This window comes from Corynebacterium frankenforstense DSM 45800, from assembly GCF_001941485.1.
Classification (GTDB): domain Bacteria; phylum Actinomycetota; class Actinomycetes; order Mycobacteriales; family Mycobacteriaceae; genus Corynebacterium; species Corynebacterium frankenforstense.
In genome coordinates this window covers 990024-1005127 of sequence record NZ_CP009247.1, presented here as the reverse complement: position 1 = coordinate 1005127, position 15104 = coordinate 990024, and the positions used below count along the sequence as shown (strand labels likewise).

Sequence of the window (15104 nt, the reverse complement as noted above, 5' to 3'; positions counted from 1 at the left end):
CCCTACCCCGCGGGCCGGGCACCGGCACATCCGCGGGCCGGGCGCCGGCCGTCCCGCGAGCCTGGCACCGGCGCGTGGGTCGCCCCCGTACACTCGGGGGCGTGAGTGAGACTACGAACACCTCCCGCGACCCGTTGGTCGAGTTCATCGAGTCCGCCTCGGCGCCGCTGAGCCCCGCCCCCGAGGCGGTTACGCACGCCCGCCGTGACGCCGCCGAGTACGAGCTGCCCGCCCCCGACGAGGCGACCGGCCGGCTCGTCGCGGCGCTCGCGGCCTCGGGTGCCGGGGAGGAGCCCGCCGGGGCGATCGTCGCCAGCCCGGCGGCCGCCGTCGTGGGCCTCTACGTGCTCGAGGGCCTGACCGAGCAGGCCGCGGTGACCTGCATCGACCCCGAGGCCGAGCACACCCGGCGCGCCCGGGAGTCCTTCCGCGAGGCCGGCTACCCCGCCGCCCGCGGCCGCTTCCTCACCGCGCGCCCGCTCGAGGTGCTCGGCCGCATGGCGCCGGGCGCCTACCAGCTCGTCTTCGCCCAGGTCTCCCCCATGGACCTCAAGGCCTTCATCGACGCGGCCTGGCCGCTGCTCGCCCCGGGCGGCTCCCTGGTGCTCGCCGACGCGCTGCTCGACGCCACCATCGCCGACGACTCGCGCACCGACCGCTCCACCGCCGCCGCCCGCGAGGCGCACGCCCGCGTCGCCGAGCTCGCCGCCGACCCCGAGGCCGGCGCCCTGGTCACCCACCTGCCGCTCGGTGCGGGCCTGACGGTGCTCACCCGCCGGCGCTGAGCGCCCCATTGACGACGGGTGCGTGCCACGCGCCCGGGCGCGGGACCCGCGCCGTCCGTGCGCGCCGTGCCTTCCGCACCTGCGCGCGACCGCACGTTCCGCACCTGCGCGCGCCGCGCGAGCGTCGTCAATCAATACACGGAGAGGGCGCCTCCCCCACCCCGGGGAGGCGCCCTCTCCGCGCCCTGTCCGTGGCCGCCGCAGCGGGCGGCCGGACCGGCGGCTAGACGACCGTGTTCTTGCCGACGACCACGACGCCGCCGGCCGAGATCGTGAAGCGCTCCTCGTCGCGCTTGCGGTCGACGCCGATGATCTCGCCCTCGCGGACCTGGACGTTCTTGTCCAGGATCGCGTGGCGGACCACGGCGCCCTTGCCCACGCGCACGCCGGGCATGAGCACGGAGCCCTCCACCGTCGCGCCCTCGGAGACGTGCACGTCGCTCGAGAGCACGGAGTTGCGCACCGTGCCGCCGGAGATGATCGACCCGGAGGCGACCATCGACGACTGCGCGATGCCGCCCTGCACGAACTTCGCCGGGGGCAGGTTCGAGCGCTCGGTCGAGTGGATCGGCCAGGCGTGGTTGTACAGGTTGAACACCGGGTGGATGGAGATGAGGTCCATGTGCGCCTCGTAGAAGGCGTCGATGGTGCCGACGTCACGCCAGTAGCCGCGGTCGCGGTCGGTGGCGCCGGGGACCTCGTTGCCCGAGAAGTCGTAGACGTGGGCCTCGTTGCGCGAGACGAAGGCGGGGATGATGTCGCCGCCCATGTCGTGGTCCGAGCCCTCGTTGTCCTCGTCGGCACGCAGGGCCTCCACCAGCGCGTCGGCGGTGAAGATGTAGTTGCCCATCGAGGCGTAGGTGACCTCCGGGTCGTCCGGGGTGCCGGGCGGGTCGGCCGGCTTCTCCAGGAACTCGGTGATCGTGCCGTCGTCGTCGGCCTCGATGCAGCCGAAGGCGGTGGCCTCGCGGCGCGGCACGCGGATGCCGGCGACGGTGCAGGCCTTGCCCGAGGCGATGTGGTCATCGAGCATCTGCCCGACGTCCATGCGGTAGACGTGGTCGGCGCCGAGGACGATGACGTACTCGGGGTTCTCGTCGAAGATCAGGTTCAGCGACTGCAGGATGGCGTCCGCGGAACCCATGTACCACCGCTTGCCCAGGCGCTGCTGGGCGGGCACGGAAGCGATGTACTGGTCGATGGGACCGGACAGCTGCCACGCCTGCGAGATGTGGCGGTCCAGCGAGTGCGACTTGTACTGGGTCAGCACCGCGATCTTCATGAAGCCGGCGTTGACGAGGTTCGACAGCACGAAGTCGATGAGACGGTAGGTGCCGCCGAACGGAACCGCGGGCTTCGCTCGGTCTTCGGTCAGGGGATAAAGGCGCTTGCCCTCGCCTCCGGCGAGGACAATGCTCAGGACATTTGGTTGGCTCCTCACAAGAACCAATCTATTGAAAATCACCGCACGATGCCGCCCGGGCGGCCAATTCGGTCACAGCCCACACCCTTCACGCCCCCGCCCGCCACCCCCGTCTGACGTCGGCTCAGCCCGTTCGGGCAGGCGCCGGCGCCGCGTTCCGGCCCGCGCCGGCGGCGCGATCGCGCCGTCGCCCCTGCAGGATGGCGGGGACACGAATACGCTGGTAGTCATGACGAAACTGAACCGAGTCGGGATGATGACCCGCGAGTACCCGCCGGAGGTCTACGGCGGCGCCGGCGTGCACGTGACCGAGCTGACCCGCTTCATGCGCGAGATCGTTCCGGTCGACGTCCACTGCATGGGCGCCGAGCGTGACATGCCGGACACCTACGTCCACGGCGTGGACCCGGAGCTGGCCGAGGCCAACCCCGCCATCAAGACCCTGTCGACCGGCCTGCGCATGGCCAACGCGGCCGGCGGCGTCGACGTGGTGCACTCGCACACCTGGTACGCGGGCCTCGGCGGCCACCTGGCCGCCCGCCTCTACGACATCCCCCACGTGGCCACGGCACACTCCCTGGAGCCGGACCGCCCGTGGAAGCGCGAGCAGCTCGGCGGCGGCTACGACGTCTCCTCCTGGTCGGAGAAGAACGCCATGGAGAACGCCGACGCGCTCATCGCCGTCTCGAATAAGATGAAGGGCTCGATCCTCGAGGCCTACCCGGCCATCGACCCGGACAAGATCCACGTGGTGCTCAACGGCATCGACACCGAGCTGTGGCAGCCGCGGCCCACCTTCGACGAGGCCGAGGCCGAGAACGGCTCCTCGGTGCTCAAGGAGCTCGGCGTGGACCCGACCCGCCCGATCGTCTCCTTCGTCGGCCGCATCACCCGTCAGAAGGGCGTCGAGCACCTGGTCAAGGCCGCCCGCGAGTTCGACCCGGCCATCCAGCTGGTGCTCTGCGCCGGCGCCCCGGACACCCCGGAGATCGCCGAGCGCACCCAGAAGCTCGTCGACGAGCTGCGCGCCGGCCGCGACGGCGTGCACTGGGTCTCCGAGATGCTGTCCAAGGACAAGATCCAGGAGATCGAGTCGGCCTCGGACATCTTCGTCTGCCCGTCGATCTACGAGCCGCTGGGCATCGTCAACCTCGAGGCCATGGCCTGCGGCACCGCCGTGGTCGCCTCCAACGTCGGCGGCATCCCGGAGGTCGTCGTCGACGGCGAGACCGGCACCCTGGTGCCCTACGACGAGAACGACGCCGCCGCCTTCGAGCACGGCATCGCCGAGGCCGTCAACGCCCTGGCCGCCGACGAGCAGAAGGTGAAGGCCTACGGCGAGGCCGGCCGCAAGCGCGCCATCGAGGAGTTCTCCTGGGCCACCATCGCCCGCCAGACCGTCGACGTCTACGAGTCGCTGCTCTAGCACCCACCGCACGGCGCCCACCAGGCGTCGCAGCGTGGCGACGCCGCGCGCGTCGTCAAGCATCCGGGGTTCAATTGACGACGTCGCGCCCCTCGCCCGCCCCGGGCACCGTCCGCGTGGACGGTGCCCGGGGCGCCGTCGTGTCCGGCCCGGATAGATTGGGGGCATGGAACCAGACAAGCGGCTGCCGACCCAGCGGCACACCATCTTCCAGAATTCCCTGATGTCCGCGCTGCTCGACGGCATCTACGACGGCGAGATGACCGTCGGTGAGCTGCTCGGCCACGGCAACTTCGGCATCGGCACCTTCGACGCCCTCGACGGCGAGATGATCGTCCTCGACGGGGTCTGCTACCAGGTGCGCGGCGACGGCACCGCCGAGCGCGCCGACCTGATGCAGCGCTCCCCCTTCACGGTGATGACCAACTTCGTGCCCCTGATCAGCGCCACCCCGCCGGAGGGGCTGCGCCGCAGCGAGCTGGCCGAGTTCATCGACTCGGTGCAGCCGAGCGAGAACTACATGTACGCCGTGCGCATCTCCGGCCGGTTCAGCGACGTCACGGTGCGCACGGTGACCAGGCAGGACAAGCCCTACCGGCCGATGACGGAGGCCACCGGCGACGACGCCGAGCTGCACTTCACCGACGTCGACGGCGTCCTCGGCGGCTTCCGCACGCCCGTCTACGAGAAGGGCATCGGCGTGCCCGGCTGCCACGTGCACTTCGTCGACGACGCGCGCACCTCCGGCGGCCACGTCCTGGACTTCACGCTCGCCCGCGGCACCGTCGAGCTGTGCCCGGGCACCGACCTCAACCTGCGGCTGCCGCTGACCACGCAGTTCTCCGACGCGGAACTCAGCCCCGAGGACCTCGACCGCCAGATCCACCAGACCGAGGTCAAGGACTGATCCGCGGCTGAACTATCCGGCCGGCGGCGGCCCGGCCGGACGTGCGGCGGCGGCCCGGCCGGACGCGCGCCGGCCGCCACCCCCGGGCGCCGGGGCGGGGACGTGCCGGGCGCTTTTCGGGTAGAACGGGGGCCAGAACCCGCCCCGGGAGAGACCCGGCGGCGCCCCGGGGAGCCGGGACGAGCGAGGAGACCGAGGAAAGGACACCGTGACCGACATGGCCGAGCCCACCGGAGCCGAGACGACCGGGGGCAGCGACATCCACCGCCCCGAGCTGCACGTGACCGCCGACGCCGGCGTGCTCATGGCGCCGGCCGCCGTGATGCTCGACGGCCAGACCTGGCACCTCTTCCACCAGTACCGCCCGTCGCTGGACGCGCCGGCGCGCTGGGGCCACCAGTTCTCCGAGGACAACCCCTACGAGTGGGAGACCTGCGACGACGTGCTGGCCGCCGAGGGCGACGAGACGCTCGTGCGCGCCGGCTCCGTGGTCGCCGCCGACGGCGGCTTCAACGTGTACTTCACCTCCGTGACCGAGTCCGGCACCGCCGTGCACCTGGCGCGCATCGACGACCCGGCCGCGACCACCGCGGACATCTCCGACGACCCGCTCTCCCTCGATTCGCAGGTGGTCCGCCGCGGCGAGGTCGTCGGTGACGCGCAGGGCGAGGCCGCCGGGCTCTTCGACTTCCGCTCGCCGTGCGTGGTCCCGGACTGGGCCAGCGACGAGGACCGCGACGAGGGCCTGGCCGGCTGGCTGATGCTCTCGGTGACCGGCGCGCAGGACTCGCCGCAGCTGGCGGTGCTGCGCTCGGCCGACGGCGTGGACTGGCACCTCGACGGCCCGCTGGTTCTCGACGGCGACTCGGGCCTGGAGGCCGAGACCCAGGTGGTCTCCCCCAGGATCATCCGCCTGCGCGACGAGGTCGACGGCGAGATCTACGACATCATCCTGGTCACCATCGAGCACGACGGCATCGACATCTCCGGCTACCTGGTCGGCCGGCTGACCGGCGCGACCTTCACGGTCACCCGCCCGTTCCACCGCATCGACTTCGGCCACGACTTCACCCGGCCGCGCAACACGAACCTCTCCGAGCCGGCGGACCCGCGCTGGCGCCGCGGCGCGATCGTCGGCGTGCTCAACGGGGTGGGCCGCTTCGACGACCCGGCCAAGCACCTGTCCTGGACCGAGTCCGGTTGGGCGAACGTGGTCTCCGTGCCGCGCGTGGTCAGCCTGCAGGGCGGCATGCTCTTCCAGACCCCGGCGGCCGGCCTCGTCGACGCGGTCACCCGCACCGACCACGCCCGCATGTGGACCGCGCTGTGCGAGATCCCGGTCGGCTCCGAGCTCTCCGTCGACATCCTCGACGCCGCCGGCGAGACCGCCGCGCGGGTGACCCACCAGGGCGACGTGCTCGAGCTGGATCGCTCGATGAACCCCCACCACGCCGGCGACGGGGTGGCCCAGGCCCCGCTGGCCGAGGGCGACTCGGACTCGCTGACCATCCTGGTCGACGGCTCCACCGTCGAGGTCTTCGCCGACGGCGGCGCGGTGGCCATGGCCAGCCGCGTCTACATCGACGGCGGTGTGCAGGACTTCCGGGTGAACCTCGAGGGCGAGGCCACGGTGGAGAAGCACTTCACCCGCGGCCCGGAGACGATCTCCCCGGTCATCCCCGAGTGGGCGGCCCCGCGCCTGGACACCGAGTTCCGGTAGCCGCCGGTGCTCGAGCCCTACGCGACCGGGGTCAGCCGGGTGACCGTCGCCTTGGCGGTGACGGTCATGGTCGCGGGCAGCCGCGAGATGCGCTCGGCGAGCACGTCGGGGGCGATGTGGCGCGCCGAGGGGCTCATGCCGATCTGCGAGGCGATCGACTCCTGGTCGAGGTCCATCTTGAACTCGATGTGCTCGAGCTCGCCGACCTGCTCGAGGTGGCCCTTCGACTGCTCGAGCAGGCGGTCGACCTTGCCCTCCTCGACGCCGATGATGCCGAGCGGCTCGCGCAGCTCGTCGAGGTGGCCCGGGTCGGCGGTGAGCACGACGGCCTGGCCGCCCGGGGTGAGCACGCGGGCGAACTCCCCGGGGTTGCGCGGGGCGAAGAGCACGGTGATCACGTCGACGGAGTGGTCGCGGACCGGCATGCCGGCCCAGACGTCGGCGACGACGGCACCGAGGCGCGGGTGCGCCTTGGCGAGGTGCTTGGCGGCGGCCGCCGAGACGTCGATGCCCACGCCGCGCGCACCGGCGACGGTGTCGAGGGTGTGCGCCAGGTAGTAGCCGGTGCCGGCACCGACCTCGCAGATGACGGGGTGGGCGTCCTCGGGCACGCCGGCGGCTTCGAGAGCGTCCTCGACGGTGTCGGTGACGGACTCGACGAAGGGCGCGAAGTGGCCGCGGCCCAGGAAGGTCTCCCGGGCGGCGACCATCTCCGGGCCGTCGCCCTTGTGCTTCAGGCCCGCTCCCCCGGCCAGGGTCACGTAGCCCTGACGGGCGACGTCGTAGGAGTGTCCGGTCTCCGAGACGAGCCGACGGAAGTCGTCGGCCCCCTCGAGCGCGGAGCCGTCCACCGGGTCGGCGAGAACATCGATCACATCAGCCAGCATCTTGGCTACGGTTCCTTTCCGTGGCGGCGTCCTTGGCGATGTTCCAAGCCTAACCGGATCCGGCGGCACACATCACACCAGCCCCGCCCGCGGCGCGCCGAGGCACTCAGCTGTGCCGCCGCTCAGCACCCCCGGCCCCTCCCCGGGTGCAGCCACGCGCCTCCTCCGGTGCCCCGCCGACAGCGCGCCGCGGCGCCCCGGACACGCGGAAAACCCCGCGGCCGGGGCGTCGGGCCGGATCTTCCGGTCCGCACGACTCCGGTCCACGGGGTCTGTCACGGCGCCGCCCCGTCGCGGGGCGGAAACGGGCCTCGGGGCCCGGTGGCGTGAGTGGCGCGAGGCTACTCGGCGGCCTCGGTCAGCAGGCCACCCAGCTCGGCGGCCTCCTCCTTGTTCAGCTCGATGACGAGGCGCCCACCGCCGTCCGAGGGGATGCGCATGACGATCTTGCGATTCTCCTCCACGGCCTCCATGGGTCCGCTTCCGGTACGGGGCTTCATCGCTGCCATGTTTCAGGGCTCCTTTTCGTGCACACGACGGTTACTTTCGCTATGATAGTCGATTTTTCCGCCGCGCGGACGGCGTGAGTCCGCCCACCGCCCCGAAACTACAGCACCCGAAACGGCGCTTACCTGCTACTTCGAGCCCGAATTCCCGCCGCGCTCCTGCGCCCAGCCGAGCGGTCGAGACCCGGCCGCCCGGTCCCCGGAAAGCGTCGCGCGGTCGTCCTCCCGCACCTCTCCGTCCCCGAGGCGAGCCCGTTCCGCCCCGCGCGCCGGATCCTCCTGACGCACCGCCGCGCGGTCGCCGGAACGCTCGGCGCCCCGGGCCGCACCGCGCCCGGCGCCGCGCCCCTCTCCCCCGGCGAGCTGATCGAGCACGGCCTCGACCTGTTCGGGCCGGTAGCCGCGCGGCACGAGCTCGAAGCGCACCGCGTCCAGGTCGCCTGCGGCCACGGCACGCGCGTTGGCGGCGGCGACCTCCTGCGGGTCGGCGGCGGGCTCGGGCTCGCCGCGGCCGAGCAGCCGGCCGGCGGCCCAGGTGCCCACGATCACCAGCAGGACCAGGACGACGATGAGGAAGATCCAGGAGAGCATGGCTCAGAGGATAGTGGACAGCGCCGGGCGCTCGGGCACCGCGACTCCGTCCACGCCGGCGCGGGCGAGGATCGTGGCGGCGACGGTCTCCGCCATCGGCCCCAGCTGGGCCAGCGGCCGGTTGCGGTGGGCGCGGCGCCCCAGGTCCACCTCGGCGATCGCGCCGCGGCCCCAGCGACGCGCCACGTCGATGAGCAGGCCGGACTCCACGCCGTAGCCCTCGACGAAGGGCAGCTCCAGCGCCGCCGCGCGGCGCAGGGCGTACTCGCCGCCGAGGGGCTGCGCGACGTCGGAAAGCTCGGGCAGCAGCAGCCGCAGCAACGGGCGCGCCGTCAGCTCGGTCACGCGCCCGCCGTCGCCGGGCCGGCCCCGGTAGTCGCGCACGTAGTCGGCCTTGACCAGCTGCACACTGTCATCCGCGAACGGCGCGACGAGCTCGGCGACCATGCCGGGGCGCGCGGTGTGCAGGTCGGCGTCGACGAAGACGACGAACTCGCCCTCGGCGGCGGCGACCCCGCGCCACAGCGACTCGCCCTTGCCGGGGCGCGGCTCGACACCCGGCAGCACCTCGCGCCAGTTGAGCACGCGCGCACCGGCGGCCGCGGCGCGCTCGGCGGTGCGGTCCGTGGAGTCGGCGTCGACGACGATCGTCTCCAGCGGGGTGTCGGCACGCACGGCGGCGACCACGTCGGCGACGGTCGCCTCCTCGTTGAGCGCCGGGATGACCACACTCGCGCGCGCGACGGCGCTCACGCCAGGCCCCGGATCGTGTCCAGGGGGCCGACGGTCCCGGCGATCGCCGCGGTCATGCGGATCACGTCGACGGTCTCGCCGACCTCGTGCACGCGGAAGGCGGCCACGCCGTGCGCGGCGGCCCAGGCGGTGGCGGCCAGGGTGCCGGCCACGCGCCCGCCGACGGGGCGCGCGCAGGTCTCGCCGATGAAGTCCTTGTTGGACAGCGCCATGAGCACCGGCCAGCCGGTCGCGACGACCTCGTCGATGCGGCGCAGCAGCTCGAGGCCGTGGAAGGTGTTCTTGCCGAAGTCGTGCGTGGGGTCCAGCAGCACCCTGTCCTCGGGCACGCCGCAGTCGACGGCGCGCTCGGCGAGCCGGGTGGTCTCGGCGATCACGTCGGCGACCACGTCGTCGTAGTGCACGCGGTGCGGGCGGGTGCGCGGCACGGCCCCGCCGGTGTGCGAACAGACGTAGCCGACCCCGTGGTGGCCGGCGACCTCGACGAGCTCGGGGTCGACCCCGGCCCAGGTGTCGTTGACCAGCCCGGCGCCGGCGGCGATGGCCCGCTCGGCGACCTCGGCGCGCCACGTGTCCACGGAGACGGTCACCTCGGGGTGGCGCTCGTGGACCGCGGCGATGACGGGCACCACGCGGTCGATCTCCTCGGCGGCGTCGACCGCGTCGCCGGGGCCGGCCTTGACCCCGCCGATGTCCACGATCGCCGCGCCCTGCGCGACGACCTCGTCGGCCCGTGCGAGCGCGAGCGTGTCGGTGAAGGTCGCGCCCTTGTCGTAGAAGGAGTCGGGCGTGCGGTTGACGATGCCCATCACCTTCGCCAGGCCTGGCGCGCCGGCGCCCTCACGCCGGATGGCGCGCTGGCGTTCGTCACCCTCGACCGCGGCCCTGTCCTGAGCTGCGGCCAAGGTCAGCGCTCCCCTTCCGCGCCGGAATTGCCGAAGCCGCGCCCGTCACCGTCGCCGGTACCGGCACCGTCGGTACCGGCGCCGTCGGTACCGGCGCCGCCGGCGTCGGTGGCAGCCTCGGCACCGCGGGCGCCATTCCCGCCGACCCCGGTGCCGCGCCGGCCGCGGCGCTGCCGGGCCTGCAGGTGGCCGTCGTCGGTGGCGATGTGGCGCCGCCGCGTCGGCGCGCTGCGGATGTGCTCGACGGCCTCCTCGGCGGAGTCGGTCACCAGGAAGAGGTCGAGGTCCTCCTCCGCGATCATGCCGCGGGTGACCACCTGCTCGCGCAGCCAGCCGACCAGCGGGCCCCAGTAGTCGCTGCCGATGAGCGCGATCGGGTAGTTGGTGACCTTCTTGGTCTGCACCATGCACAGCACCTCGAAGAGCTCGTCGAGGGTGCCGAATCCGCCGGGCAGACAGACGAAGCCCTCCGAGTACTTCAGGAACATGGTCTTGCGCACGAAGAAGTAGCGGAAGTTCAGCCCCAGGTCGACCCAGTCGTTGAGCACCTGCTCGTGGGGCAGCTCGATACCGAGGCCCACGGAGAGCCCGTCGGCCTCGAAGGCGCCGCGGTTGGGCGCCTCCATCAGGCCCGGTCCCCCGCCGGTGATCACGGCGTAGCCGGCCTCGGCCAGCTTCTCGCCGACCTCGCGGCCCTGGGCGTAGAGCGGGTCGTCCTCGGGCACGCGGGCGGAGCCGAAGACGGTCACCGCGGGCGGCAGGGAGGACAGCGCGTCGAACCCGGAGACGAATTCGCTCTGGATGCGCAGCACGCGCCAGGGGTCGGCGTGGATCCAGTCGTGGTCCGCCGTCATCTCCAGCAGCCGCTGGTCGTAGGTGGACGGCTGGTCGGCCTCGAACCGCATGAGCACGGGCCCACGCAGCATCCGCCGCTTCTCCTCGCTCGGGGTGATGTTCGGTGTCATGTGCTCGAAAATACCGCTCAGGCGCGCTCTCCGCCGAGCAGGTAGCCGTCGAGGGCGGCCGCGAGCTGCGTGATGTGCTCGACCGGGCAGTGTTCCTCCGGCTTGTGCGCCTGACCGGGGTCGCCGCAGCCGAGGTTGACGGCGGGGACGCCGAGCTCGGCGAAGCGGGCGACGTCGGTCCAGCCGTACTTGGCGCGCACGCGCCCGCCCAGGGCGTCCACCAGTTCGGCTGCCGCGGGGGCGTTCAGCCCCGGGGCGGCCGGCGGCGCGACGTCGTCGACGGTGATATCCACGCCCTCGTGCTCGCCGAGGACCTCGCGCAGGTGCGCCATGGCCTCGTCGGCGGTGCGGTCGGGCGCGAAACGGAAGTTCACGGCGCACACGGCCTCGTCGGGGATGGTGTTGTTGGCCACCCCGGCCTCGAGGCGCACGACGTTGAGGCCCTCGCGGTAGATGCAGCCGTCGACGTCGACCCGGTCGCGCGGGGTGTAGTCGGCCACCCGCGCCAGCAGGGGCACCAGGCGGTGCACGGCGTTGTCGCCGAGCCAGGCGCGCGCGGAGTGCGCGCGGGTGCCGCGGGCGGTGCAGATGACGCGGATGGAGCCCTGGCAGCCGGCCTCGATCATCCCGCCGGTCGGCTCGCCCAGCAGGGCGACGTCGCCGGCCAGCCACTCGGGGTGGTCGCGCTCGACGTGGCCCAGGCCGTTGTACTCGGTGGCGACCTCCTCGCCCTCGTAGGCGATGAAGGTCATGTCGCGGGCCAGGTCGGGGTGTGCGGCCAGGCGGGCGAAGGCGGAGAGGTAGACGGCCAGGCCGGACTTCATGTCCACCGACCCGCAGCCGTGCAGCACGCCGTCGGCCAGCCGGTGCGGGGTGTTGTCGGCCAGCGGCACGGTGTCCAGGTGGCCGGCGAGCACCACGCGCTGGGAGAGCCCCCGGTCGGTGCGGGCGACCAACGTGTTGCCGCCGTCGCCGGTGCGCTCGACGCTCACCCCGTCGAGGCCGCGGAGCACCGCCTCGACGGCGTCGGCGATCGCGCCCTCGTGGTGGGAGGGGCTCTCGATGTCGATGAGGAGCCCGGTCAGCTTGACCGGGTCGTGAAGGGCTGCGGCGAGTTCGGCGTGCGCGTTCATGCCATCAGAGGCTACCCGCGCGCTACACCCGTGCCCTGAACCGCCGGTGTGCACCCCGTGGGAATACGATGTAACCCATGTCGCAATCAGCAACCCGGGAAGGCTCCGCGGTGCTCAGCCGCGGGCTGCGCACCCGCCACCTGACCATGATGGGGCTCGGCTCCGCCATCGGCGCCGGGCTCTTCCTCGGCACCGGGGTGGGCATCCGCGCCGCCGGGCCGGCCGTCGTGCTCGCCTACCTGATCACCGGTGTGATCACCGTGTTGATCATGCGCATGCTCGGCGAGATGGTCGCCGCCCGCCCGTCGGCCGGCTCCTTCTCCTCCTACGCCGAGCAGGCCTACGGCCCGTGGGCCGGCTTCTCGGTGGGCTGGCTGTACTGGTTCATGATGGTGATGATCATGGGCGCCGAGATGACCGGCGCCGCCGCGATCATGGGCGCCTGGTTCGACGTCGCGCCCTGGATCCCGGCCGCGGTGTGCGTGGCCGTGCTCGCGGTGGTCAACCTGACGGCCGTGCGCGGCTTCGGCGAGTTCGAGTTCTGGTTCGCCTTCATCAAGGTCGCCGTCATCATCGCCTTCCTGGTCATCGGCATCGCGCTGATCTTCGGCTGGCTGCCGGGCCACTCGTTCGTGGGCACCGGCAACCTCGCCGCCGAGGGCCTGATGCCCAACGGTGTCTCCGGCGTGGCCGCCGGCCTGCTGGCCGTGGCCTTCGCCTTCGGCGGCATCGAGCTGGTCACCATCGCCGCCGCCGAGTCCGAGGACCCGGAGCGCTCCGTGCAGACCGCCGTGAACTCGATCATCTGGCGCATCGGCGTCTTCTACATCGGCTCGGTGCTCGTGATCGCCTTCCTGCTGCCCTTCGACCAGATCCAGGGCGCGGAGACCGCCGCCGAGAGCCCGTTCACCATGGTGCTCGAGATGGCGAACATCCCGGGCATCGTCGGCATCATGGAGCTGGTCATCGTCATCGCGCTGCTCTCGGCGTTCAACGCCCAGCTCTACGGCTCCTCGCGCCTGTGCTACTCGCTGGCCACCCGCGGCGACGCCCCGCGCGTCTTCGCCCGCGTCTCCGAGAACAAGGTGCCGGTGCCGGCGGTGCTGCTCTCCGTCTTCTTCGGCGTGCTCTCCGTGGGCCTGCAGTGGTGGAACCCGCCGGGACTGCTGGACTTCCTGCTCAGCGCCATCGGCGGCTGCCTGGTCGTCATCTGGCTGACCGTCATCGCCTCCTACCTGCGCCTGCACCCGCGCCTGGAGGCCCGCGGCGAGATCACGCGCGTGCGCATGTGGGGCTACCCGTGGCTCGCGTGGCTGACGCTGGCCGCCGTGATCGCCATCGTCGGCCTGATGCTCGCCGACGAGCAGGCGCGCGGCCAGGTCATCGCGGTGTGCGTCGTGTGCGCCGTGGTGCTCGCCGCCGCCGGGCTGACCACCCTCATCCGCGGGCGGCGTGCGCCCGAGGACGGCTACGTGCGCTAACCTCCCCCTCAATTGCCGACGTCGCGCCCCGCGCCGTCGGCGGTTCCCGCCCGGCACCGCGCAGCGCGGCGTCGGCAGGCACCGTCCGGCGCCCCGGCGCCGGCAAGCACCACCCGGCGCCCCGGCGCCGAAAAGCACCACCTGAAACAGCCGGTGAACCCGGCCTCGACATAGTTGGATCGGATCTTCGATGACCCAGAACGCACCGCTGAGCCAGGGGCTCAAGACACGGCACCTGACCATGATGGGACTCGGCTCCGCCATCGGCGCCGGCCTCTTCCTCGGAACGGGGGTGGGCATCCGCGCCGCCGGGCCCGCCGTCATCCTCGCCTACGTCGCCGCCGGCGTCGTGGTCATGTGCGTGATGCAGATGCTCGGCGAGATGGCCGCCGCCAAGCCCGCTCCCGGGTCCTTCGCCAGCTACGCACGCTTCGCCTTCGGCCACTGGGCCGGCTTCTCGATCGGCTGGCTGTTCTGGATCAACATGGTGCTCGTCCTCGGCGCGGAGATGACCGGTGCGGCGGCGATCATGGCCTCCTGGTTCGGGGTGCCCCAGTGGGTGCCCGCCCTGGTCTGCGTCACCTTCTTCGCCGTGGTGAACCTCGCGCGCGTGCGCGGTTTCGGCGAGTTCGAGTTCTGGTTCTCCTTCATCAAGGTCGCCGTGATCATCGGCTTCCTGCTCATCGGCGTCGCGCTGATCTTCGGGCTACTGCCGGGCCACTCCTTCGTGGGCACCTCGCACTTTTTGGGCGACGGCTTCATGCCCAACGGCTGGCCGGGCGTGGCCGCGGGTCTGCTCGCCGTGGCCTTCGCCTTCGGCGGCATCGAGATCGTGACCATCGCGGCGGCCGAGTCCGAGGACCCCGAGACCTCCATCCGGCGGGCCACCCGCTCGGTGATCTGGCGCATCGGCCTGTTCTACATCGGCTCGGTGCTCGTGATCACCTTCCTGCTGCCCTTCTCCGAGATCCAGGGTGCCGAGACCGCCGCCGAGAGTCCCTTCACCATGGTGCTGGGTATGGCCGACATCCCGGCCGTGGTCGGATTCATGGAGGTCGTCATCGTGCTCAGCCTGCTCTCCGCGTTCAACGCGCAGATCTACGCCAGCTCGCGGATGGTCTTCTCGCTGGCCACCCAGCACGACGCCCCGGCGCTGCTGGGCCGGGTCAACCGGCAGAACGTGCCGATCAACGCCGTGGTCCTGTCGATGATCTTCGCCTTCCTCTCCGTCGGCCTGCAGTGGTGGAACCCCACCGGGTTGCTGGACTTCCTGCTCAACTCCGTCGGCGGCATCCTCATCCTGATCTGGATCATGGTCGCCGCCAGCTTCCTCCGGCTGCACCCGGTGCTCGTGCGCAGCGGGTCCATCGCCTCGGTGCGCATGGCCGGCTACCCCTGGGTGCCCGTCGCCGCGATCGCCGCCCTGCTCGGCTTCGTGCTGCTGATGCTCTTCGATGAGGGCTCGCGCGGCCAGGTCACCTCGGTGTCGATCGTCTTCGCCGTGCTCGTCGTGCTCTCCGTCATCGTCGCCCGCTCCCAGGGGCGCTCGTCGACCGACGGTCGCCTGCTCGCCGACGCCGCGTCCGGCACCGCCGGCGCGGACGCGCGGCGTGCCCCGGGCG

Annotated in this window: 12 protein-coding genes and 2 pseudogenes; 6 read left to right on the top strand and 8 right to left on the bottom strand. The window is 72.2% G+C overall.

The features are described from left to right. Positions 1 to 101 precede the first annotated feature (101 nt). Positions 102 to 785, top strand: coding sequence for an O-methyltransferase (locus CFRA_RS04405; RefSeq protein WP_415684242.1), 684 nt, complete (start codon positions 102 to 104; stop codon positions 783 to 785). Between the two features lie 223 nt (positions 786 to 1008). On the opposite strand, the gene glgC is transcribed toward CFRA_RS04405, so the two are convergent. Further along, on the bottom strand, positions 1009 to 2235 hold the full coding sequence (gene glgC, locus CFRA_RS04400) for a glucose-1-phosphate adenylyltransferase (protein ID WP_075663625.1): 1227 nt from the start codon (positions 2233 to 2235) through the stop codon (positions 1009 to 1011). A gap of 202 nt (positions 2236 to 2437) precedes the next feature. On the opposite strand from glgC, the gene glgA reads away from it, so the two are divergent. The 3 genes from glgA (at position 2438) to CFRA_RS04385 (ending at position 6261) form a co-directional block, all read left to right on the top strand. Further along, entirely contained in the window at positions 2438 to 3634 is a 1197-nt protein-coding gene (gene glgA, locus CFRA_RS04395; protein WP_075663624.1) for a glycogen synthase, read from the top strand. Between the two features lie 166 nt (positions 3635 to 3800). After that, entirely contained in the window at positions 3801 to 4541 is a 741-nt protein-coding gene (budA, locus tag CFRA_RS04390; RefSeq protein WP_075663623.1) for an acetolactate decarboxylase, read from the top strand. Between the two features lie 217 nt (positions 4542 to 4758). Next, positions 4759 to 6261, top strand: coding sequence for a GH32 C-terminal domain-containing protein (locus CFRA_RS04385; protein ID WP_075664866.1), 1503 nt, complete (start codon positions 4759 to 4761; stop codon positions 6259 to 6261). Between the two features lie 17 nt (positions 6262 to 6278). Here the strand turns inward: CFRA_RS04385 and CFRA_RS04380 are convergent, their stop codons facing one another. The 7 genes and pseudogenes from CFRA_RS04380 to dapE form a co-directional block, all read right to left on the bottom strand. Next, a complete protein-coding gene (locus CFRA_RS04380) occupies positions 6279 to 7148 on the bottom strand; it encodes a methyltransferase domain-containing protein (protein ID WP_075663622.1) in 870 nt (289 codons plus the stop codon). Positions 7149 to 7489: 341 nt separating this feature from the next. Continuing rightward, the gene (locus tag CFRA_RS04375; RefSeq protein WP_075663621.1) at positions 7490 to 7657 is read right to left on the bottom strand and encodes a DUF3117 domain-containing protein; all 168 of its coding nucleotides are present in this window, start codon (positions 7655 to 7657) and stop codon (positions 7490 to 7492) included. Between the two features lie 126 nt (positions 7658 to 7783). Then, the gene (locus tag CFRA_RS11845; RefSeq protein ID WP_075663620.1) at positions 7784 to 8245 is read right to left on the bottom strand and encodes a DivIVA domain-containing protein; all 462 of its coding nucleotides are present in this window, start codon (positions 8243 to 8245) and stop codon (positions 7784 to 7786) included. Positions 8246 to 8248: 3 nt separating this feature from the next. After that, positions 8249 to 8998, bottom strand: coding sequence for a glucosyl-3-phosphoglycerate synthase (locus CFRA_RS04365; RefSeq protein WP_075663619.1), 750 nt, complete (start codon positions 8996 to 8998; stop codon positions 8249 to 8251). Beyond that, positions 8995 to 9807: a dihydropteroate synthase gene (gene folP, locus CFRA_RS04360; protein WP_075664865.1), complete on the bottom strand. Its 813-nt coding sequence runs from the start codon at positions 9805 to 9807 to the stop codon at positions 8995 to 8997. Before folP ends, CFRA_RS04365 begins: the two co-directional genes overlap by 4 nt. Before the next feature lie 287 nt (positions 9808 to 10094). Continuing rightward, positions 10095 to 10868 (bottom strand): annotated as a pseudogene (locus tag CFRA_RS04355) (LOG family protein); the annotation flags it as partial. Positions 10869 to 10885: 17 nt separating this feature from the next. Further along, entirely contained in the window at positions 10886 to 12001 is a 1116-nt protein-coding gene (gene dapE / locus CFRA_RS04350; RefSeq protein WP_075663618.1) for a succinyl-diaminopimelate desuccinylase, read from the bottom strand. Between the two features lie 77 nt (positions 12002 to 12078). On the opposite strand from dapE, the gene CFRA_RS04345 reads away from it, so the two are divergent. Together CFRA_RS04345 and CFRA_RS04340 are read left to right on the top strand one after the other, a co-directional pair. Beyond that, on the top strand, positions 12079 to 13482 hold the full coding sequence (locus tag CFRA_RS04345; protein WP_075663617.1) for an amino acid permease: 1404 nt from the start codon (positions 12079 to 12081) through the stop codon (positions 13480 to 13482). A 190-nt stretch (positions 13483 to 13672) separates the two neighbouring features. Then, positions 13673 to 15010: pseudogene (locus tag CFRA_RS04340) on the top strand (amino acid permease); the annotation flags it as partial. Between the last annotated feature and the right edge of the window lie 94 nt (positions 15011 to 15104).